The sequence below is a fragment of the Dietzia sp. KRD202 genome (assembly GCF_017168155.1).
Lineage (GTDB): Bacteria > Actinomycetota > Actinomycetes > Mycobacteriales > Mycobacteriaceae > Dietzia > Dietzia kunjamensis.
Map to the genome: position 1 here is coordinate 164,334 of NZ_JABFAN010000019.1, position 20,529 is coordinate 184,862.

The 20,529-nt window shown below is 70.8% G+C and carries 19 protein-coding genes; 12 read left to right on the plus strand and 7 right to left on the minus strand.

The window, feature by feature from the left end:
* Positions 1-17 precede the first annotated feature (17 nt).
* The 4 genes from J1M64_RS16400 to J1M64_RS16415 all read right to left on the minus strand — a co-directional run bounded on the left by J1M64_RS16400 (position 18) and on the right by J1M64_RS16415 (position 3,808).
* The gene (locus J1M64_RS16400; protein ID WP_240341248.1) at positions 18-416 is read right to left on the minus strand and encodes a carboxymuconolactone decarboxylase family protein; all 399 of its coding nucleotides are present in this window, start codon (positions 414-416) and stop codon (positions 18-20) included.
* Positions 413-1,459, minus strand: a complete 1,047-nt coding sequence (locus tag J1M64_RS16405; RefSeq protein WP_206474862.1) for an NAD(P)-dependent oxidoreductase — start codon at positions 1,457-1,459, stop codon at positions 413-415. Before J1M64_RS16405 ends, J1M64_RS16400 begins: the two co-directional genes overlap by 4 nt.
* Positions 1,456-2,208, minus strand: coding sequence for an SDR family oxidoreductase (locus tag J1M64_RS16410; protein WP_206474863.1), 753 nt, complete (start codon positions 2,206-2,208; stop codon positions 1,456-1,458). The genes J1M64_RS16405 and J1M64_RS16410 overlap by 4 nt, the downstream gene beginning before the upstream one ends.
* A 124-nt stretch (positions 2,209-2,332) precedes the next feature.
* A complete protein-coding gene (locus J1M64_RS16415) occupies positions 2,333-3,808 on the minus strand; it encodes an aldehyde dehydrogenase (protein WP_206474864.1) in 1,476 nt (491 codons plus the stop codon).
* A 121-nt stretch (positions 3,809-3,929) separates the two neighbouring features.
* Here J1M64_RS16415 and J1M64_RS16420 point away from each other — a divergent pair, with 121 nt between their 5' ends.
* The 6 genes from J1M64_RS16420 (at position 3,930) to J1M64_RS16445 (ending at position 8,738) form a co-directional block, all read left to right on the plus strand.
* The gene (locus J1M64_RS16420) at positions 3,930-4,502 is read left to right on the plus strand and encodes a TetR/AcrR family transcriptional regulator (RefSeq protein ID WP_119192167.1); all 573 of its coding nucleotides are present in this window, start codon (positions 3,930-3,932) and stop codon (positions 4,500-4,502) included.
* Positions 4,503-4,510: 8 nt separating this feature from the next.
* Entirely contained in the window at positions 4,511-5,725 is a 1,215-nt protein-coding gene (locus tag J1M64_RS16425; RefSeq protein ID WP_206474865.1) for a cytochrome P450, read from the plus strand.
* On the plus strand, positions 5,725-6,519 hold the full coding sequence (locus J1M64_RS16430) for an SDR family oxidoreductase (RefSeq protein WP_206474866.1): 795 nt from the start codon (positions 5,725-5,727) through the stop codon (positions 6,517-6,519). The genes J1M64_RS16425 and J1M64_RS16430 overlap by 1 nt, the downstream gene beginning before the upstream one ends.
* A 92-nt stretch (positions 6,520-6,611) precedes the next feature.
* The gene (locus J1M64_RS16435) at positions 6,612-7,910 is read left to right on the plus strand and encodes a cytochrome P450 (RefSeq protein WP_206475029.1); all 1,299 of its coding nucleotides are present in this window, start codon (positions 6,612-6,614) and stop codon (positions 7,908-7,910) included.
* Positions 7,910-8,161, plus strand: a complete 252-nt coding sequence (locus tag J1M64_RS16440) for a ferredoxin (RefSeq protein ID WP_371606999.1) — start codon at positions 7,910-7,912, stop codon at positions 8,159-8,161. The genes J1M64_RS16435 and J1M64_RS16440 overlap by 1 nt, the downstream gene beginning before the upstream one ends.
* 1 nt (position 8,162) lies before the next feature.
* Positions 8,163-8,738: a nuclear transport factor 2 family protein gene (locus J1M64_RS16445; protein ID WP_154828578.1), complete on the plus strand. Its 576-nt coding sequence runs from the start codon at positions 8,163-8,165 to the stop codon at positions 8,736-8,738.
* 193 nt (positions 8,739-8,931) lie between these two features.
* Here the strand turns inward: J1M64_RS16445 and J1M64_RS20580 are convergent, their stop codons facing one another.
* Positions 8,932-9,342, minus strand: a complete 411-nt coding sequence (locus tag J1M64_RS20580; RefSeq protein WP_374220863.1) for a hypothetical protein — start codon at positions 9,340-9,342, stop codon at positions 8,932-8,934.
* 669 nt (positions 9,343-10,011) lie between these two features.
* On the opposite strand from J1M64_RS20580, the gene J1M64_RS16455 reads away from it, so the two are divergent.
* Positions 10,012-11,652 (plus strand): AMP-binding protein, encoded by a 1,641-nt coding sequence (locus J1M64_RS16455; RefSeq protein WP_206474867.1) that lies wholly within the window; start codon positions 10,012-10,014, stop codon positions 11,650-11,652.
* Positions 11,649-12,524 (plus strand): SDR family NAD(P)-dependent oxidoreductase, encoded by an 876-nt coding sequence (locus J1M64_RS16460; protein WP_206474868.1) that lies wholly within the window; start codon positions 11,649-11,651, stop codon positions 12,522-12,524. The genes J1M64_RS16455 and J1M64_RS16460 overlap by 4 nt, the downstream gene beginning before the upstream one ends.
* Before the next feature lie 111 nt (positions 12,525-12,635).
* Here J1M64_RS16460 and J1M64_RS16465 read toward each other — a convergent pair whose 3' ends face one another.
* Positions 12,636-14,372, minus strand: a complete 1,737-nt coding sequence (locus tag J1M64_RS16465) for an AMP-binding protein (protein ID WP_206474869.1) — start codon at positions 14,370-14,372, stop codon at positions 12,636-12,638.
* Between the two features lie 208 nt (positions 14,373-14,580).
* Between J1M64_RS16465 and J1M64_RS16470 the strand changes: the two genes are divergently transcribed.
* The 4 genes from J1M64_RS16470 to J1M64_RS16485 are packed head-to-tail and all read left to right on the plus strand — an operon-like array spanning position 14,581 to position 19,086.
* Positions 14,581-16,107: a CoA-acylating methylmalonate-semialdehyde dehydrogenase gene (locus J1M64_RS16470; RefSeq protein ID WP_067716738.1), complete on the plus strand. Its 1,527-nt coding sequence runs from the start codon at positions 14,581-14,583 to the stop codon at positions 16,105-16,107.
* A 27-nt stretch (positions 16,108-16,134) separates the two neighbouring features.
* The gene (locus J1M64_RS16475) at positions 16,135-17,298 is read left to right on the plus strand and encodes an acyl-CoA dehydrogenase family protein (protein WP_206474870.1); all 1,164 of its coding nucleotides are present in this window, start codon (positions 16,135-16,137) and stop codon (positions 17,296-17,298) included.
* Positions 17,299-17,312: 14 nt separating this feature from the next.
* A complete protein-coding gene (gene mmsB, locus J1M64_RS16480; RefSeq protein WP_206475030.1) occupies positions 17,313-18,197 on the plus strand; it encodes a 3-hydroxyisobutyrate dehydrogenase in 885 nt (294 codons plus the stop codon).
* A gap of 25 nt (positions 18,198-18,222) precedes the next feature.
* On the plus strand, positions 18,223-19,086 hold the full coding sequence (locus tag J1M64_RS16485) for a LuxR C-terminal-related transcriptional regulator (protein WP_067716732.1): 864 nt from the start codon (positions 18,223-18,225) through the stop codon (positions 19,084-19,086).
* A gap of 107 nt (positions 19,087-19,193) precedes the next feature.
* Here the strand turns inward: J1M64_RS16485 and J1M64_RS16490 are convergent, their stop codons facing one another.
* Positions 19,194-20,501, minus strand: a complete 1,308-nt coding sequence (locus J1M64_RS16490; RefSeq protein ID WP_206474871.1) for a cytochrome P450 — start codon at positions 20,499-20,501, stop codon at positions 19,194-19,196.
* Positions 20,502-20,529 lie beyond the last annotated feature (28 nt).

Sequence of the window (20,529 nt, forward strand, 5' to 3'; positions counted from 1 at the left end):
AACCTAGCGCCCGCCCCTCAGCTCTCGGCGCGGCGGGCGGCCTTGCGGGCACGCGCCACGTGCGGGCCCACGACGTTGCCGAGTTTGGTCCCGTTGGGCCAGCCCGCGTAGTAGCAGAGGAACACCACGATCTCCTCCAGTTCCTCGGGCGTCAGCTCGTCGTTGCCGAGCGCCGCCCCCACCTGGATGTCCGCGATGTCGGTGTTGCCCTGGGCCGTCAGCGCCCCCAGGAGCAGCAACCGGCGATCGCGGTGACTCAGGCCCGGGCGGGACCAGATCCTGCCGAACAGGTGGTCCGCGGTCTCGGCGAAGTAATCACCCGGCCCGTCGGACATCTCGAAGCCGTACACCTCGGTCATCATGGCCAGACCGTGCTCGCGCTCCGGGCTCATCCCGGCGTCCGCGGCGTCGCTCATCGGTTCTCCTCGTCGTCGTCGTGGTCGTCGTCGTGGTCTCGTCCGGTCCCGCCCGCATCGCCGGAACCACCGCCCGCCGCACGGACGTCCGCGCAGCGGGCGAGTTCACCCGGCCCGACACCGAACCCGGTGCCCAGGTCGCGCAGCGCGATGGTGCCCAGGGGCAGGTCCACGCCCAGCCGGTCGGCCAGGCCCAGGGCGAGGGACAGGTCCTTCTCGCCCAGGCCGCGGACGTGGGTGAACACGCCGTGCCAGAAGTCGTCGGCCGCGATCGGCGCGGTGGTGTCCCGCAGCATCACGGCCCCGGCGCCGCCGGTGATGGCGTCGGTGTGGCGGACCACCCGGCCCAGCTTGGTGATGTCGATGCCCGCGGCCTCGGCCAGCCGGGAGGCCTCGGCGGTGGCGGTGAACGAGATGAAGTGCAGGAGGTTGCGGGCCAGTTTCATCCGCGTGCCCGCACCCACTTCCCCGGCGTGCACGGGCATGCCCGCCCACAGCGCGAACACCGGCTTGCACGCCTCGTAGACCTCGCGCGGTGCGCCGACCATCACGGCGAGCTGACCCGATTCCGCCCCCTGCGCGCCACCCGACACCGGCGCGTCCACCAGGTGGACCCCGGCGGCCGCACACACCTCGGCCAGCTCAACAGCCGTCGAGTCGGCGATGGTGGAGTGGACCGCGATCACGGTCCCCGGTGCGGCGGTGCGCAGGATCCCCTCGGGTCCGTCGACGACGTCACGCACCTGGGCGTCGTCCAGCACCGTCACCGACACCAGGCGCGCCGTGCGGGCGACCTCGGCACCGGTGGCGGCGGCGGTTGCGCCCTCGGCGACGAACGGCTCGGTCGCCTCCGGGCGCACGTCGCACACCACGAGCCCGCCCGGCCAGGCCAGGAGGCGATTCGCGATCGGCGCACCCATGTTGCCCAGGCCGATGAACCCGACCGGCGCGGGGGAGTCGCCGGGACCGCCGGGGCCGATCGCGGGCGCGGCGTTCTGTTCGGGGGACGGGGCGGGGTCGGCCTCGGCGTGGTGCCCGCTCATGACCGGATGATCTGTCCGCCGTCGACGTTGAAGATCTGCCCGGTGATCCACGACGCCTCGTCCGACAGCAGGAACAGCAGCATCCCCACCAGGTCCTCCGGCTGACCCATGCGCTTGATGGGCAGCTTGTCGACCATCTCCTTGACGATCGACTGCGGGGTCGAGGAGCGGTTGGCCTCGGTGTCGATCGGCCCGGGAGCGATGGCGTTGATGCGGATGTTCGAGCCGCCCAGCTCGGTGGCGAGCTGCTGGGTGAGGCCGTTGACACCCACCTTGGCCAGCCCGTAGAAGCCCGAGTACAGCCACGCCGCGGTGGAGGACTGGTTGACGATCGCGCCACCGCCGGCGGCGGTCATCTTCTCCCAGCAGGCGCGGACCATGAGCAGCTGACCGTTGAGGTTCACCGACATGAACTTCTCGTAGTAGTCCCACGGCACGGTGATGAGGAAGTCGAGCTTCATGCCGCCGAAGATCGCGGCGTTGTTGACCAGGATGTCCAGGCGGCCGAACTCCTCGACCGCGGCCTCGGCACAGGCGTTGGCCGAGTCGGGGTCGGAGACGTCCGTGTGCCGGAAGACCGCCCGGCCGCCTGCGGCGACGATGTCCGCGGCGACGCGCTCCCCGTTCTCGGTCGACACGTCGGCGACCACCACGTTCGCGCCCTCGGCCGCGAGGGCCTTGGCGTACTCCTCGCCGATGCCGCCGGCGGCTCCGGTCACGATGGCGGTCCTACCGTCGAAACGTCCCATGTCGTGTGTCTCTTCCTGTCGGCGTGGTGATGCTGGATGCGGTGGTGCTGGATGGGGTGGTGCTGGTGAGTGGTGCCGGGCCAGTGGTGCCGGGTGCCCGGGCTCTCCGGTGCTGTCCGGGGCCTCAGGCCGGGGTGGCGACGGACTTGATCTCGAGGTACTCCTCGAAGCCCTCGCGGCCCATCTCGCGGCCGATGCCCGACTGCTTGTACCCGCCGAACGGCACGTCGGCGCCGTACCACTGGCCGCCGTTGACGCCGAGGGTGCCGGTGCGGATGCCGGCCACGACCTTCTCGATCCGCTCGGGGTCGGTGCCCCACACGGCTCCGGACAGTCCGTAGGGGGAGTCGTTGGCGATCCGGATCGCATCGGAATCGCCATCGTGGGGGATGACCACCAGGACGGGGCCGAAGATCTCCTCCTGTGCCACCCGCGCCGAGTTGTCGAGACCGGAGATGAGGGTCGGCTCCACCCAGAACCCGCGCTCCATGCCCTCGCCGGTGGGGCGGCCGCCACCGATCTCGATGGTGCCGCCTTCCTCCACGGCCAGGGCGATGTAACCCTCGATGCGCTCGCGCTGGACGGCGGAGATGACCGGGCCGCAGAAGGCACCCGGGTCGTTGGGGTCCTTCGGCGCGAACGCCGCCATGGCGCCCTTGGCCGCCTCGACCGCCTCGTCGTACCTCTCGCGGGGCACGACGAGGCGGGTGGTCAGTGCGCAGCCCTGTCCGGCGTGCGTACACGCGTTGAGGGCCGTCATGAAGCACGCCGAGTTCAGGTCGGCGTCGTCCAGCACAACGGCGGCGGACTTGCCGCCGAGCTCGAGGAAGACCTTCTTCAGCGTCTCGGCGGCGGCGGCCATGATCTTCTTGCCGGTCGCGGTGGATCCGGTGAAGGAGACCAGGTCGACGCGCGGGTCGGTGGTCAGCTGTTCGCCGAGGCCGTGGTCGGACGACGAGACCACGTTGAGTACGCCGGCGGGGATGTCCGTCTCCTCGGCGGCGATCCGGGCCACGGCCGCGGCGATGAGCGGGGTGTCGGGGGCGGGCTTGAGCACCACGGTGCAGCCGGCGGCCAGCGCGGGGCCGATCTTGGCGAAGTTGATCTGGTTGGGGAAGTTCCACGGGGTGATGGCGCCGACCACGCCGACCGCCTCGCGCCGGGTCGAGCGGTTGGAGCGCACGCCCATGATCTCGGACTCCCCGAGCTCGGTGACCCACTCGTAGGCCTCCACCAGGTCGGCGAGCCAGCCCAGGTCCGCGACGGGCCCCTCCAGCTGGGGGCCGGTCGTGAACATGTGGGGCGCGCCGACCTCGGCGATGGTCAGTGCCCGCAGCTCCTCGATGTGTCCCTGAAGTGCGTCGCGGAGCTGGCGCAGGCACCGCGCACGGAACGCGTGGTCCCGGGACCAGTCGGTGGTGTCGAACGCGGTGCGCGCGGCGGCGATGGCCGCGTCCATGTCCTCGCGCCCGGCGTCGGCGGCCCGGCCGATGACCTCCTCGGTGGCGGGGTTGAGGACGTCGAACGTGGCGCCCCCGGTCGCGGGTCGCAGCTCACCGCCGATCAGCAGGGGGGCGGTGTCGGTGATGCTCGTCGTCACTTCGGAGCCTTCCGTCGCGGTGGATCGATTCAGCGGTGGATCGATGCCGAGGTGGATCGATCCAGAGTGGGTGGACAGCTGTCTAGACGATAGTCCGTACGGTGGTGTACTGTCCAGACACATGTCCAGTGATCTTCGGTTCGAATCGACGCGGCGCAGGCTCAACGGCCAGCAGGCCGAGACCGTCGACCGCCTGACCAGCGCGGCGGTCGAGGTGCTGCGGGAGAAGGGTCCGGGAGGCCTGGCCGTCCGTGCCGTGGCCGCCAGGGCCGGCGTCGCACCGGCGACCGCCTACACGTACTTCTCCTCCAAGGGCCACCTCATCGCGGAGGTGTTCTGGCGCCGTCTGGACGACCACGTGACCGAGGCCGCCGACGGTGGCTCCGCCGCCGACCGGGTGGTCGCCGTGTTGCGCGACGTCGCGCTCCTCCTCGCCGACGAGCCGGAACTGTCGTCGGCCGTCACCGCCGCCCTGTTGGGCGACGACCCCGAGGTCTCCCACCTGCGGGTACGGATCGGCGCCGATATCCGACGTCGCCTCGTGGCGGCGTTGGGGGAGCGGAACGACGACGAGGTGGTCCAGGCGCTGGAGATGGTCTACGCCGGGGCACTCGTCCGGGCGGGCATGGGCTACGGCTCCTACTCGGACATGGCAGACGCGATCGAATCCGCAGCACGACTGATCCTGAGGTGACGCCCGAGATGACCACCGCGACGCCCGCTCCGCTCGTGTTCAGCCCGTACGACTACGCGGTGCACGAGGATCCCTACCCGTTCTACGCCCGTCTCCGCGCCGAGGCGCCCGTCTACCACAACCCGGACCTCGACTTCTGGGCGCTGAGCAGGCACGCGGACGTCCGCGAGGCGTTCCGCGCGCCGGACGTGTTCTCCAACGCCATGGGGGTCTCGCTGGACCCCGCCGCGTACGGGCCGCACGCCTACAAGACGATGTCCTTCCTCGCGATGGACGATCCCCGCCACGCCCGCCTGCGCAAACTGGTGAGCAAGGGGTTCACCTCCAGGCGCGTGGACGCCCTGTCCGAGGGGATCTCGAGGATCTCGCGGCAGTACTGGGACGAGTGCCTGGCACGGTCCCGAGACGGGGAGACCATCGACTTCGTCGACGACTACGCGGGCAAGCTGCCCATGGACGTCATCTCGGATCTCATGGGCGTACCGGAGGTCGACCGGGCCGAACTGCGTCGGCTGGCCGACCTCGTCATGCACCGCGAGGAGGGCGTGCAGGACGTGCCGGAGGACTCCATGGTGGCCGCGCTCGACCTCATCACCTACTACCAGGGGATGGTCGCCGAGCGTCGTACCGCCCGGACCGGGGACCTCACCTCCGCACTGCTCGACGCCGAGATCGACGGCGAGAAGCTGGACGACGACGAGATCCTGTCCTTCCTGTTCCTCATGGTGGTGGCCGGCAACGAGACCACGACCAAGCTTCTGGCCAACGCCCTGTTCTGGGGCCACGAGTACCCCGGCCAGTCGCGGGCCGTGCTCGACGATCCCGCCCTGGCACCGGCCTGGGTGGAGGAGACGCTGCGCTTCGACACCTCGAGTCAGATGGTCCTGCGCACCACCACCGAGCCCGCCACGGTCCGGGGTGTCACCATCCCCGCCGACCAGAAGGTCCTGTTGCTCATCGGGTCCGCGAACCGCGACGAGGAGGTCTTCGACCGCGGCGACGCCTTCGATCTCGCGCGGGACACCACGGCGAGCCTGAGTTTCGGTCAGGGACCCCACTTCTGCCTGGGGGCGCACCTCGCCCGGCTCGAGGGCCGCATCGCGCTGGACATGATCGCCCGCACGATCACCGGCTACGAACTGCTCCCCGGGGCCGAGCGCGTCCACTCCTCCAACGTCCGCGGCTTCGCCCATCTGCCCATGCGGGTCGAGGTGGCGCGCTGATGAGCCTGCGGTTCCCGTCCCACCCGGACGCCTCCGAACGCCCCGCCCTGGTCACCGGCGCCTCCTCGGGCATCGGCCGCGCGAGTGCCGAGTCCCTCGCGGCACTCGGGCACCCGGTCGTCGTGGGCGCGCGCCGCGCGGATCGGCTCGACGACCTGGTGCGCACCATCCGCGAGGCAGGGGGCGAGGCCACGGCTCGGGAGGTCGATGTCACCGACGCCGACTCCGTCGCCGGGTTCGTCGTCGCGGCTGCCGATGCGTACGGCCCCGCAGAGGTGCTGGTCTCCAGCGCGGGGAGCCTGAAGATGGCGCGGGTCTGGGAGATGGACCCGGACGACTTCGCCGCCCAAATCGACATCCACCTGCTCGCCGTCCACCGCCTGCTGCACGCGGTACTGCCCGGCATGATCGACCGCCGCCGCGGGGACGTCGTGCTCATCGGCTCCGACGTGGCCTACACGGCCCGGCCTCGCTCCGGCGCGTACGTGGCGGCCAAGGCCGGACTGGAGACCATGGCCAAGCAGGCCCGCCGGGAGCTCGAGGGCACCGGGGTGCGGCTCGGCGTGGTCCGGCCCGGTCCGGTGATGACCGAGATGGGCACGGAGTTCGACCAGGACACGGCCGAGGCCGTCATCAACGAATGGGTGAGGCACGGATTCGGTCGTCATCCCCGGATGTGCAAACCCGCCGACCTCGCGCGCGGGGTCACCGCCATGGTGTCCATGCCCCGCGGCGCCCAGATCACCGAGCTGGAGATCCAGCCGGAGGCCCCCATCGAGGAGGACTACTCGTGACCAGCATCGACAGTTCCACAGACGAGCCCACCGACTTCTCGGGCCTGGACGAGCCGCAGCGCGTGTCCGGCGGAGAGGGCGAACTCGGCCACATGGACGAGCTACGCACCGACCCGATCAGCCTGTTCTGGCGGGTCCGACAGGAGTGCGGCGACCTGGGCGTGTTCCGGATCGCCGACCGCGACATCTGCCTGGCCTCGGGTGCCGCCGCGAACGAGGCGTTCTTCCGGGCGCCCGACGAGGCGCTGGACCAGGCGGCCGCCTACCCCTTCATGACCCCGGTGTTCGGTGAGGGCGTCGTCTTCGACGCCAGCCCCGAGCGCCGCTCGGAGATGCTCCACAACACCGCGCTGCGCGGTGACCACATGCGCCAGCACGCCGTCACCATCCCGCACGAGGTCCAGCGCATGGTGGCCGAGTGGGGCGACGAGGGCGAGATCGACCTGCTCGAGTGGTTCTCCGAACTCACCATCTACACCTCGTCGGCGTGCCTCATCGGCCCCAAGTTCCGCGAGCAGCTCGATTCCCGGTTCGCCCACCTGTACCACGACCTGGAACAGGGGACCGACCCCCACGCCTACATCGACGCCTACGCCGACATCCCCGCGTTCCGCAAGCGTGACGAGGCCCGCGCCGGGCTGGTCGAGCTCGTCTCCGCGATCATGGACGACCGCGTCGCCAACCCGCCCGCCGACAAGGAGGACCGGGACCTGCTCGACGTGCTGGTCTCGGTGAAGAACGACGACGGCGCGCACCGGTTCACCCCGGACGAGGTCACCGGCATCTTCATCTCGATGATGTTCGCCGGGCACCACACGACCTCGGGGACGAGCGCCTGGATGCTCATCGAACTGCTCAAGCATCCCGAGTACCTCTCGCAGGTCGTGGCGGAACTCGACGAGGTGTACGCGGACGGGGCCGAGTACAGCTTCGGCGCACTGCGGCAGATGCCCAAGGTGGAGAACGCCCTCAAGGAGACGCTGCGGCTGCACCCGCCGCTCATCATCCTCATGCGCGTCGCCCAGGAGGACGTGCGGATCGGGGACTACGTCGTCCACGCCGGCCAGACCGTCGCCGCCTCGCCGGCGGTGTCCAACCGGCTGCCGGAGGACTTCCCCGACGCGGACGCGTTCGACCCGGACCGGTACGCGGAACCGCGGCAGGAGGACATCGTCAACCGCTGGACGTGGATCCCCTTCGGCGCCGGCCGGCACCGCTGCGTGGGGGCGGCGTTCGCCCAGCTGCAGATCAAGGCCATCTTCTCGGTCCTGTTGCGGGAGTTCGAGTTCGAGCTCGCCCAGCCGGCGGAGAGCTACCACAACGACCACTCGAAGATGGTCGTCCAGCTGGCCCAGCCGTGCACCGTCCGCTACCGGAGGAGGCAGCGCTGATGGGCGGGGAGTCGCCGATGCGGGTCGAGGTCGACTTCGACCTGTGCCAGGCCCACGCCGAGTGCCAGGCCGAGGCGCCCGAATGGTTCACGGTGCCCAAGGGGCCCGAGGCGAAGGTACGGGCCAAGCGGGGCCGGATACCCGACAGCCAACTCGAGGCCGTCAAGGCCGCCGTCAAGTACTGCCCGACACAGGCACTGCGCCTGGTCGACACCCCAGACCCCACGCAAGAGAGCCCCAGGAGTGAGTGACGTGACCCGATACGACCGCGCCGAGATCGCCGAGTTCGTGGAGCGCTGGATCGAGGCCAACGCGGTGTGCGAGCGGAACAAGGACTGGACGCCGCTGGCCGACTTCTACGCCGAGGACGCCACCTACGGGTGGAACTACGGCACCAAGGACGACTTCATGGCGGTCGGCCGGGACGAGATCCGCGACATCGCGCTCGGGCAGGAGATGGCCGGACTCGACGGCTGGGAGTACCCGTACATCCGCACGATCATCGACCCGGAGACCGGGGACGTGTTGTGCCTGTGGAAGCAGATCGCGCGCGACACGGTCGACCCCAAGACGGGCGAGCCGTACGAGGTCCACGGTCTGGGCGGATCGTGGTTCCTCTACAACGGGAACCAGCAGTGGGCGTGGCACCGCGACTTCTTCGACTTCGGCAACGTCGTCGACCTGTTCATGCGCATGTACGAGGCCGACGCACTCACCGATTCCATGAAGCAGCGGTTCGAGGCGGCCGGCGACAAGCCGGCGGGCTGGTACCGCATCGAGGACAGCCCGGCCCCGCTGTGGCCGGTCTCCTCCCCGGAGGAGGTCTGAGTCCCGTGAGCATCTCCCCGCCGCCCGATCCCCTGGACGCCCTCGACCACGCCACGCTCGCCCGGCTCCTGCCCGACCTGCTGCTCATCGGCCAGCTCATCGACCGGGCCGGCATGCCGGCGCTGCTCGGCGAGTTCGGCGTCGACGGCATGAGGGACGTCGCGATCGAGGAATGGCAGGCCGCCAGTCCCCACTACGCCCGCCGGATGAAGGACGCGCTGTCGATCACCGGCGACGGCGTCGCCGAGATCTTCAAGGGCTTCCAACTGGACGTGGGCGCCCCGCCGGAGTTCATGGACTTCCGGTACGCGGTGACCGACCACGACAACGGTGAGTTCTGGCTGGACCACTGTGGAGCCCTCATGGACGTCGAGCCGATGGGGGACCGGCTGGTCACCACCATGTGCCACGACATCGAGGACCCCACCTTTCCCGCCACCGCGCTGGCCACCAACCCGCTCGCGGTCGTCGAACCCATCCACCGCCCGCCCCGCGCCCCGGAGGGCCGCACCCCGCACTGCCACTGGCGGGTGCGGATCGACCCGGACGGCGAGCCGTTCCCGGTGCCCGGACCCGCGCTGGAATCCGCGTCCAGCCGGATCATCGACTTCCGGTTCGACCCCCCGGCGCCCCGGGACACGACCGGCGAGGGCCCGCGCGACGACTACGCGGGACCACTGCTGACCGACCTGGTCTTCACCGAGTTCACCTCCGCCGCACTCATCCGGATCACCCGCGAGGTCTATCTCCAGATGCACCTGCTCGCCGTCGGTTTCCACCAGTCGGTGCGGCGTCGGTCGGACACCGAGACGGCGGACCGGCTCCTCGCCTACCAGGCCACCGGCATCGCCGGTGTCGCGGCGGGACGGATCCGCGAGGTCCTGGGCGTGGGCCCCGACGCGCTCGGCCTCGCCACCGTGCTCGATCTGCACCCGATGGCGGGGCCGACCGCCTACACCGGCTACTCATCGGAGGTGTCCGCGGACGGTACCGAGCTGACGGTCCGCTGGGACACCACCGCCGACGGGTTCGCCGACGACACCTGGCTCCCGCTGCTCGCCCGCGACGGACTCCGGCCCCTCGCCGCCGCCGCGCAGGCGGTCGACCCGCACTGGACCGTGGAGCGAGTCCCGACGGACGGCTCGCACGTGGAGGCGGTCCTGCGGTTGGGCGACGAGCCGGCCACGGAGGGCGAGGAGGTCGCCGTCACCCGCATCAGCACCGGCGCGGCGTTCACCTTCCACCCGAGTAGCCCGCCCCGGAGGACCCCGCAATGGCACACACCCTGGCAGATCTCTTCGAGCACGCGGTCGACGCGTACGGACGCGACCGGCTCGCGGTGGTGGAGGACGACCGTCGGCTCACGTACGCGGACCTGGAGGCCGAGGCCAACCGGTGGGCGGACGGGCTGTCCTCCCGGGGGGTGGGGCCCGGCGATCACGTGGCGATCCACCTGCGCAACGGGGTGGACTGCATCGCGCTGTTCCTCGGCGTCCTCAAACTCCGCGCCGTGCCCGTCAGCATCAACTACCGCTACGCGGGAACCGAGCTGGGGTACCTGTACGACTACTCCGACTCCTGCGCCCTGGTCTTCCACCGCGAGTTCACCCCGGCGGTGGCGGGTGCGGTCGGGGACGCGGAGCGGCTGCGTCACCTCATCGTGGTCGAGGACGGGTCCGGGGCGGGGGAGCTGCCGGCCGGCACGCTCGACGCCCGGGAGCTCCTCGCCGCGGCCTCGCCGGACCGGGCGCCGGTGGAACGCAGCGCGGACGACCTCTTCCTCGTCTTCACGGGCGGGACCACCGGCAAGCCGAAGGGCGTGATGTGGCGCCAGGAGGACCTGTGGCGCAGCCTCGGCGGGGGCAGCGACTACTACACCGGGGAGCCGGTGCCCGACGAGTACCACCAGTCCCGTGCCGGCCTGGGCGGGGACCCCGCGCGCTACCTCGTGCTGCTCCCGCTCATCCACACCTCCGGGCTCATGCCCTCGTTCACCGCGCTGTTCTCCGGGGGCACGTGCCACTACCTGCCGCACTTCCGGGCGGACGACGTGCTCGAGGAGATCGAGAGCGAGAAGATCCAGATCGTCGTCCTCGCCGGCGACGCCATGGTGCGGCCGATGCTCGAACGGATGCGCGGCACCGGTGCCGACACCTCGAGCGTGTTCATGGTCAGCTCCGGCGCCGCCCTGTTCTCGCCGGCGGTCAAGGCCGAGCTCTTCGAGCTGCGCCCCGATCTCATGATCATGGACGCGTTCGGATCCTCCGAGAGCGGCTTCGGCGGACTGGGGGTCGTGACGAAGGCGAACGTCGACGACGGATCGCTGTTCACCGACCACGGCCCCCGCATCCCACGCGGTAGCGGCCTGCAACTGGTCGACGACTTCGACGAGCCGCTGCCCGACGACTCCACCGAGATCGGCTGGATCGTCAAGGCCGGCTACCAGCCCAGTGGCTACTACAAGGACGCCGCCAAGTCGGCCGAGACGTTCCGCGAGATCGCAGGGACCCGGCGGGTGTTCACCGGCGACCGCGGCAGGTACGACGGCCCGGACACGATCATCATGCTCGGCCGAGGCAGCCAGGTGATCAACTCCGGTGGCGAGAAGATCTTCGCCGAGGAGGTCGAGTCGGCGCTCAAGGCCGCCGAGGGCGTGCAGGACGCCGTGGCGCTGGGCGTGCCCGACGAGCGGTTCGGCCACCGGGTCGGGGCGGTGCTCCAGTGGGATGACGGCCACACCGGTGACTTCGCGGCCCTGGAGGAGGCGCTGCGCGCGACCCTGGCGGGGTTCAAGATCCCGGTCGCGTTCTGGGTCGTCGACAAGGTGGAGCGGCACCCCAGCAGCAAGACGGACTACGGGTGGGCCAAGCGGACCCTCGCCGCCCGTGGACCCGACCACGACCGCCGGCAGTGACCGCGCTCCACCTGGGCGGGCGGGCGTACGCCGTCACCGGATCCTCGCGCGGGATCGGGGCCGCGGTGGCCGAGGACCTGGCGGCCCGGGGTGCGGACGTCGTGCTCAACGGCCGGGATCCACGGGCGCTGGCCGAGCAGGTCGACGACCTCGCGGCACGGTCGACCGGCCGGATCCGCGGCGTCGCCGGGTCGGCGCACGAGCCCGCCGTCGCCGAGGAACTGCTCGCCCGGGCGAGGGAGGGGGACTCGGTCGTGGGCGGGCTCATCACGTGCGCCGGGGTGCCCGAACCGGCGGGGTCGTCGATCCTCACGGTGTCCCACGCCGACTTCGCCGACCTCATCGACGCCCACCTGGGCACGGTGTTCGCCCCCTGTCGCGTCTTCGCGCCACACCTGGTGGAGGCGGGAACTGGTGCGATCGTCACCACGTCGTCGTTCGCCTGGAAGGGCGACTACGGCGGGACCGGCTACCCGGCGGGCAAGGGCGCCGTCACCTCACTCACCATGGCGATCGCGGCGGAGCTGGCCGAGCACGGGATCCGGGCGAACGTCGTGTGCCCCGGCGCGCGCACCCGTCTGTCCAGTGGGGGGGCCTACGAGGAGCAGATCCGGGACCTGGGGCGCCGGGGAATGCTCGACGAGCTGAGTGTGGCCGGGGCACTGGACCCGGCGGGCCCGGAGTACGTCGCACCCCTCTACACCTATCTCGTCTCCGACCTCTCCGCGGGGATCACCGGGGGCGTCTTCGCCGGATCGGGCGGCTTCGTCGGACGATTCCCCACGCCGGAGGCCCAGATCCTGGCGTACCGCGATTTCCACTCGCATGCGCCGTGGACGCCCGAGGAGATCGACGGCTTCCTCCGGACGTGAGCCGCCTCGGGACCCGCGTCGCGTGGCGGCCGCCCGCGGACCGCGCACCGGACGGCGACGACCACCTCGTCGTCGTCGCCCGTCCTCGCACGCCCCGGACGGCGACCACCGTCAGCGCAGTGCGTCCTCGCGGAACTCACCGGGGAAGTCCACCGACGGACCGTTGTCGACCTCGCCGCGGCGCAGCTCCACCCGCCTGATCTTGCCGGAGATGGTCTTGGGCAGGTCGGTGAACTGCAGGCGCCGGACCCGCTTGTAGCCGGCCAGGTGGGTGCGCGAGTACTCGAAGATCTCGCGCGCCGTGGCCTCGGTGGGCTCCCAGCCGCCGGCCAGGACGACGAAGGCCTTGGGCACGCTCAGCCGCACCGGGTCAGGGGAGGGGACGACGGCGGCCTCGGCGACGGCCGGGTGCTCGAGCAGCACCGATTCCAGCTCGAACGGCGAGATCCGGTAGTCGGAGGACTTGAACACGTCGTCGGTGCGCCCGACGTAGGTGATGTAGCCCTCCGCGTCGCGGGACCCCACGTCGCCGGTGTGGTAGAAGCCGTCCGCGTAGGCGGCGTCGGTGCGCTCGGCATCACCGTGGTAACCGACCATCAGTCCAAGCGGGCGGGGATCGAGGCGCAGGCAGATCTCGCCCTCCGCGCCATCGCCGGCGAGCTCCCGACCGGTGGCCGGGTCGACCAGCACCACGTCGAAGCCGGGGCACGGGCGGCCCATCGAGCCGTCCTTGATGGGCTGGCCCGGGGTGTTGGCGATCTGCACGGTGGTCTCGGTCTGGCCGAACCCGTCGCGGATCGTCACCCCCCACGCGTCCCGGACCCGGCCGATGACCTCGGGGTTGAGCGGCTCGCCCGCGCCCACCGCCAGGCGGGGCGGGACCTGCAGCTGGGTCAGGTCGGCCTGGATGAGCATCCGCCACACGGTCGGGGGGCAGCACAGGCTCGTCACGCCGCAGCGGTCCATCTCGCGCATCATCGCCGCGGCGTCGAAGCGCGAGTAGTTGTAGATGAACACGCACGACCCCGCGATCCACGGGGTGAAGACGTTCGACCAGGCGTGCTTGGCCCAGCCGGGGGAGGAGACGTTGAGGTGGACGTCGCCGGGCTGGAGGCCGATCCAGTACATGGTCGACAGGTGACCCGCCGGGTAGGAGGCGTGCGTGTGCTCGACGAGCTTGGGCTTGCTGGTGGTGCCGGAGGTGAAGTACAGGAGCAGGGTGTCGTCGGCGTGGGTGGTGTGGGTCGGTTCGAAGTCGGGGGAGGCGTCCATCGCTCCGGCCAGGTCGGTCCAGCCCGCCGGCGCGCCGCCCCGCTCGTCCCCGCCGACCGAGATGCGCTGGTAGTCGCCGGAGATGTCGGCGAACCGTTCGGCCAGCTCGCCGCGCGCGATGACGTGCTTGATGCCGCCGCGCGCGATGCGGTCCCGCAGGTCGCCCTCGGCGAGCAGCGTGGTGGCGGGGATGACCACGGCACCGAGCTTGATCACCGCCAGCATGACGTCCCACAGCTCCACCTGGTTGGCCAGCATGAGCAGGATGCGGTCGCCGGGCTCGACGCCCCGCTCACGCAGCCAGTTGGCCGTCCGGTCGGACCGGACCCGCATCTCCTCGAACGAGTACTTGGCCTCGGTGGGGGCGCCGCCGCCGTCGTTCTCCTCGACGATCCACAGGGCGGGGTCGTCGTTCCCCTCGGCCTGGACGTCGAACCAGTTCAGTGCCCAGTTCCACTCGTCGAGCTCGGGCCAGGCGAATCCGTCCCGCGCGGCGTCGTAGTCCAGCGCGTGTGCCTGGAGGAAGTCGCGGGCGGCGCGGAACCGGACGGTGGCCTCGGTGGGCAGCGGGGGCATGGATGCTCCTGTCGACGGAACGTATGAGTGAGTCAGCTCACAGTAGAGCTGCCGCGAGGGCTGGCGGTACACCCGAAAGGGGAGGGTCCGGGGTCGACCGGGGCCCGGCTATGGATTACTAGGAGTTGCAAGTATATGGTGATGGGCATCACGGGACAGGGGTGAGCGGGCGAGAACAGCGCGCCGCCCCACTGAGGAAGGGACGTCCATGTCGGATCTCAGGCAGGTCGAGCACTACATCAACGGCGCGCGGGTCGCGGCCACCGGGGGGCGGAGCCAGGAAGTGCTCAACCCCAGCACGGGCAAGGCGCAGGCGGTCGTACCGCTGGCCACCACGGCCGAGGTCGACGACGTCATCGCCAAGGCAGCCGCCGCGCAGAAGGCGTGGGCCGCGCAGAACCCGCAGAAGCGCGCCCGCGTGCTCATGCGGTTCGTGGACCTGGTCAACCAGAACATGGACGAGCTGGCCGAGCTGCTCGCGATCGAGCACGGCAAGACCACGCCGGACGCCAAGGGCGACATCCAGCGCGGCCTCGAGGTCGTCGAGTTCGCGATCGGCATCCCGCACCTGCTCAAGGGCGAGTTCACCGAGAACGCGGGCACCGGCGTGGACGTCTACTCCATGCGCCAGCCGCTGGGCGTCGTCGCCGGCATCACCCCGTTCAACTTCCCGGCCATGATCCCGCTGTGGAAGGCCGGCCCGGCCATCGCCTGTGGCAACGCGTTCGTCCTCAAGCCCTCCGAGCGGGATCCCTCCGTGCCGGTGCGCCTGGCCGAGCTGTTCACCGAGGCGGGCCTGCCGGACGGCATCTTCCAGGTCGTGCACGGCGACAAGGAGGCCGTGGACGCGATCCTCGACAACGACACGATCCAGGCGGTCGGCTTCGTCGGGTCCACCCCGATCGCGCAGTACATCTACTCCAGCGCCGCCCGCACCGGCAAGCGCGCCCAGTGCTTCGGCGGCGCCAAGAACCACGCGATCATCATGCCGGACGCCGACATGGACCAGGTCGCGGACGCCCTGGTCGGAGCCGGATTCGGTTCGGCCGGCGAGCGCTGCATGGCCATCTCCGTGGCCGTCCCCGTCGGCGAGGGCACGGCCGAGGCGCTCCTCGAGAAGCTGCTGCCCAAGGTCAAGGACCTCAAGGTCGGCCACAGCCACGATCCGCAGTCCGACTACGGCCCGCTGGTGACCCCCGAGTCCAAGGCCCGGGTCCTCGACTACATCGATCAGGGCGAGAAGGCCGGCGCCGAGCTCCTCGTCGACGGTCGCGGTGTGGGTGCCTACACCGGCGAGTTCAACGGTGAGGACATCTCCGAGGGCTACTACGTGGGCCCGACGCTCATGGACAAGGTGACCCCGGACATGAGCGTCTACACCGACGAGATCTTCGGCCCCGTCCTCGTGGTGGTCCACGCCAAGGACTTCGAGGAGGCGCTGAGCCTGCCCAACGACCACGAGTACGGCAACGGCGTGGCGATCTTCACCCGCGACGGCGACGCCGCCCGTGAGTTCGTCTCCCGCGTCGAGGTCGGCATGGTCGGCGTCAACGTGCCGATCCCGGTCCCGATCGCGTACCACACCTTCGGTGGCTGGAAGAAGTCCGGATTCGGCGACCTCAACCAGCACGGCCCCGAGTCGATCAAGTTCTACTCCAAGGTCAAGACCGTCACGCAGCGCTGGCCGTCGGGCATCAAGGACGGGGCCGACTTCAACATCCCCACGATGGACTGACCGGCTCGCCCCAGGAGAGGAACACCCATGTTCACCCTTGATGACGACGACAAGGTCATCGTCGACGCCGCACGCGACTTCTCGGACAAGCGGATCGGTCCCAAGGCGCAGGAATGGGACGAGACCCACCACTTCCCCAAGGACGTCCTCCGCGAGGCTGCCGGGATGGGCATGGGCGCGATCTATGTCTCCGAGGAGGTCGGGGGCAGCGGGATGCGTCGGCTGGACGGCGTGCGGATCTTCGAGCAGCTCGCCCGGGGATGCCCGGCGGTGGCGGCCTACCTGTCCATCCACAACATGTGCGTGTGGATGGTCGACGAGTTCGGCACCGACGAGCAGCGCCGGCAGTGGATCCCCGAGCTGGCCTCGCTCGAGAAGTTCGCCAGCTACTGCCTCACCGAGCCGGGCGCCGGGTCGGACGCGGCGGCGCTGCGCACCAAGGCGGTCCGCGATGGTGATCACTACGTGCTCACCGGGACCAAGCAGTTCATCTCCGGGGGCGGCCAGTCGGACGTCTACCTGGTGATGGCCAGGACCGGGGACGCGGGCCCTAAGGGCATCTCCGCGTTCCTGGTCCCGGCCGACTCGGACGGGCTGAGCTTCGGCCCCGACGAGCAGAAGATGGGCTGGAACGCCCAGCCGACGGCGCAGGTGATCATGGAGGGCGTCCGGGTTCCGGCCGCCAACCTCATCGGCGGCGCGGACACCGGCGGAGAGGGGCTCGGCTTCACCATCGCGATGCGCGGACTCAACGGCGGGCGCATCAACATCGCCGCCTGCTCGCTGGGCGGGGCCCAGGAGGCGTACTCGCGGGCCGTGGCACACGTGCGGGACCGCGAGGCGTTCGGCGGCGCGCTCATCGACGAGCCGACCATCCGGTTCACCCTCGCCGAGATGGCCACCGAACTGGAGGCGAGTCGGCTCATGCTGTGGCGCGCCGCCGCGGCGCTGGACGCCAAGGAACCCGACCACGTGGAGCTGTGCGCCATGGCGAAACTCTTCGTCACCGACCGGTGCTTCGACATCGCGGACCGGTCGCTGCAGTTGTTCGGCGGCTACGGGTATCTATCCGAATACGGAATCGAGAAGATCGTGCGGGATCTGCGGGTGCACCGCATCCTTGAGGGCACGAACGAGATCATGCGCGTCGTCGTCGGCAGGGCCGTCGCCGCGCGCGGACTGGGAGCGTAGGAATGACCAACGAACTGCCGACCGTCGCTTTCCTCGGTTTGGGCAACATGGGCGGTCCCATGGCGGCCAATCTGGCTGGCGCCGGCCACGAGGTCCGCGGTTTCGACCCGGTCTCCGCGGCGCAGGAGGCCGCGCGTTCGGCCGGTGTGACCGTCTGCGAGACGCCGGCCGAGGCGGTCCGCGGGGCCGGGGTCGTCATCACGATGCTCCCCAACGGCGCGCTGGTCACCTCCACCTACGAGGACGTCCTGGGAGAGGCGGAGCGGGGAACCCTGTTCATCGACTCGTCCACCATCTCGGTCGACGACGCCCGGGCGGTGCACGCCAAGGCCGTCGAGGCGGGGATGCTCCAGGTGGACGCCCCCGTCTCCGGCGGTGTCAAGGGCGCGACCGCGGGGACGCTGGCGTTCATGGTGGGCGGCGAGGACGAGGCGTTCGCCGCCGCGCAGCCGGTGCTCGAACCCATGGCCGGCAAGGTCATCCACTGCGGAGCGGCGGGGGCCGGTCAGGCCGCCAAGGTCTGCAACAACATGGTCCTGGCCGTCCACCAGATCGCGATCGGCGAGGCGTTCGTGCTCGCGGAGCGGCTGGGGCTCGAACACCAGGCCCTGTACGACGTCGTCACCGGGGCCACCGGCAACAGCTGGGCGCTGCACACCAACTGCCCCGTGCCCGGCCCGGTGCCCACCTCCCCGGCGAACAACGACTTCACGCCCGGCTTCGCCACGGCCCTGATGAACAAGGACCTGGGACTGGCGCTGGCCGCGCTGGAGAGCACCGGAACGGTCGCGCCGCTCGGTGCGGCGGCCGCGGCGCTGTACGACGAGTTCGCGCAGGACAACGGTGGCAAGGACTTCAGCGCCATCATCACCAGCATCCGCGATGCCGCGCGGAGCTGACCGTCTCCACTCTCGGGAGCTGACCATGACCACCCTTCGACCCAGTGATTCGGACGCGGTCCTCGGCGCCCTGCGACGCGCCCGGCAGGAGTCCGGTCTGCCGATCGTGTTCGCAGGGCAGGCCGACGGCGAGACGGCGAAGCTCAGCCGCTTCATCGGCGTCCGCACGAACTCCATGCAGGGTCTGGCCGTGGCCAAGGGCCGGGGGCTCGGTGGGCACGTCATGGCGTCGGGGCGTCCCGCGACGGTCCGCGACTACGAGGACTGCTCCAGCATCACGCGCGACTACGCCGATGCGGTGGAGCAGGAGGGCCTGAGGGCCATCATCTCGGTGCCGGTGATGGTCTCCGGCGTCGCGCGGACGATCCTCTACGGGTCGGCGCGCGTGGCCACCCAGCTCGGCGACCACGTCGCCAGGACGTTCAACTCGGTCGCCTCGGACCTCGCCGCGGAGTTCCAGGTCAGGGACGAAGTCGACCGACGGCTGCGGATGGCGGACCTCGCCGCCGCGGAGCACTCCGTCGGCTTCGAGGCCGCGGACCGCGAGCAGCTGCGGGTCCTCCACGGAGAGCTACGGGCGATCGCCGCTGAGCTGGGCGACCCGGCACTGCGCGACCGTCTCCTGGCCGCCGGGTCCGCACTCGCCGGCGTGGGACGGGCGCCCGACGCCGGTGACATCCCGGTCCCCGCCAAATCGGTGCTCTCGCCGCGCGAGATCGACGTGCTTGCCCAGGTCGCTCTCGGCTGCTCGAACGCCGAGGTGGGGGCGCGGTTGTCGCTGTCCCCGGAGACCATCAAGGCGTACCTGCGCAACATCGGCACCAAGCTCGGCACGCGGTCGCGGATGGAGTCCGTCGCGCGCGCCCGGCTCCTCGGCGTCCTGCCCTGAATCGACCCGACCGGCCCGCGTCGCGAAGAGAGTTCCGCACACATCGCCCGAGGGCAGTGTGCGGAACGCTCTTCTCGTCGCGCGGCGACGCGCCGGCGAGGGCGGGTCTACGGCGCCGCGGTCTCCCGGTCCTGCCACGTCACCCGGACCCCTGTCGCGGGACGGGTGAGCATCCGCGTCCACGGGAAGGTGAGATCGTCGGGATCCCGGCTGATGCGCACCTCCGGACGGCTCAGCGCGGCCACCGCGGCGGACAGGGCGGCCACCGCGAGCTTCTCGCCGGGGCACCGGTGGCCTGTGCGGACACCCGCACCGCCCTGCGGGACGAACGCCTCGAGCTGCTCGGCGTCTTCGACCCCCATGAACCTCCCGGGGTCGAACGTCGAGGCGTCGTCCCAGTGATCGGGGTCCGTATCGGTGCCGAGGAGATCCAACAGCACCCGTTCGCCTCGGTGCACCGGGCATCCGTGCACCTCGAAGTCCGAGGTCGCCATCGCCGGCAGCATCGGCACGAACGGGTAGACCCGCCGGACCTCCTGGGCGAACGCGACGGCCTCCGGGATATCGGAGAGCCGGCCGGCGGCCGACGAGGCCTCCCGGATCCGTGCGGCCCACCCGGGATTCTCCGTGAGCGCGACTGCCGCGAACGCGGCGAACCGCGCCACCGCCACCGTCGGGCGGGTGAGGTTCTGCAGCTCCACGGCGGCGGTCCGGTCGTCGACTGCAGCGCCGTCGGGGTCCCGAAGGTCGGCCATGGCCGCCAGGACCGAGTCGGGCTCCGCGCGCAGTCCGCCGGCCCGCACCGCGCGGATCAGGCCGGTGGCCCAGCGGTCCAGCCGGACGCGTTCGACCTCGGCGACCGGATTGGTCGCGATGCGGCCGAACGAGTCGAGCAGCCTGCTCATCTGGCGGGCCCGGCGATCGGCCTCCGCCGGGGCGAGCGGGAGGCCCGCCCAGCGGAACGCCGCCCGACCGAACGCCGTGGTGGTGTCGCCGTAGACCGTGCCGGTACCGCTGCGCGCCCAGTCGCCGAGCATCCCCTCGAGTTCATCGGCGACCAGTTCGGAGAACCGCGCGGCGCGCTCGTCGTCATAGGCCATGTCGGCCAGTGCGTTCTTGCGTACCTCGTGCGCGCGGCCGTCGAGTCCGTGGACGGCGCCCGGGCCGAAGAGTGGAAACCGGATGAACCCGGGCATGGCGCCGTTGCGCTCCACCTTGTCCGCGTCGTAGAAGTTCCGCACACCCTCCACGCCCCGCAACAGAACGGCGCTGCGTCCCATGAGCCGCAGTCGGACAGGGGCCTGCGAATCGGGGGAGACCCCCGCGCGTTGCCGCACCCGCGAGGCGAAGAGGTATCCGGACCGGAGGAAGTCGAGGGACTGGTCGCTGATCACTCGTGGGGTGGGTCGAGGCATCGGGCGCGCTCCTTCGGGCTCGTGGTCG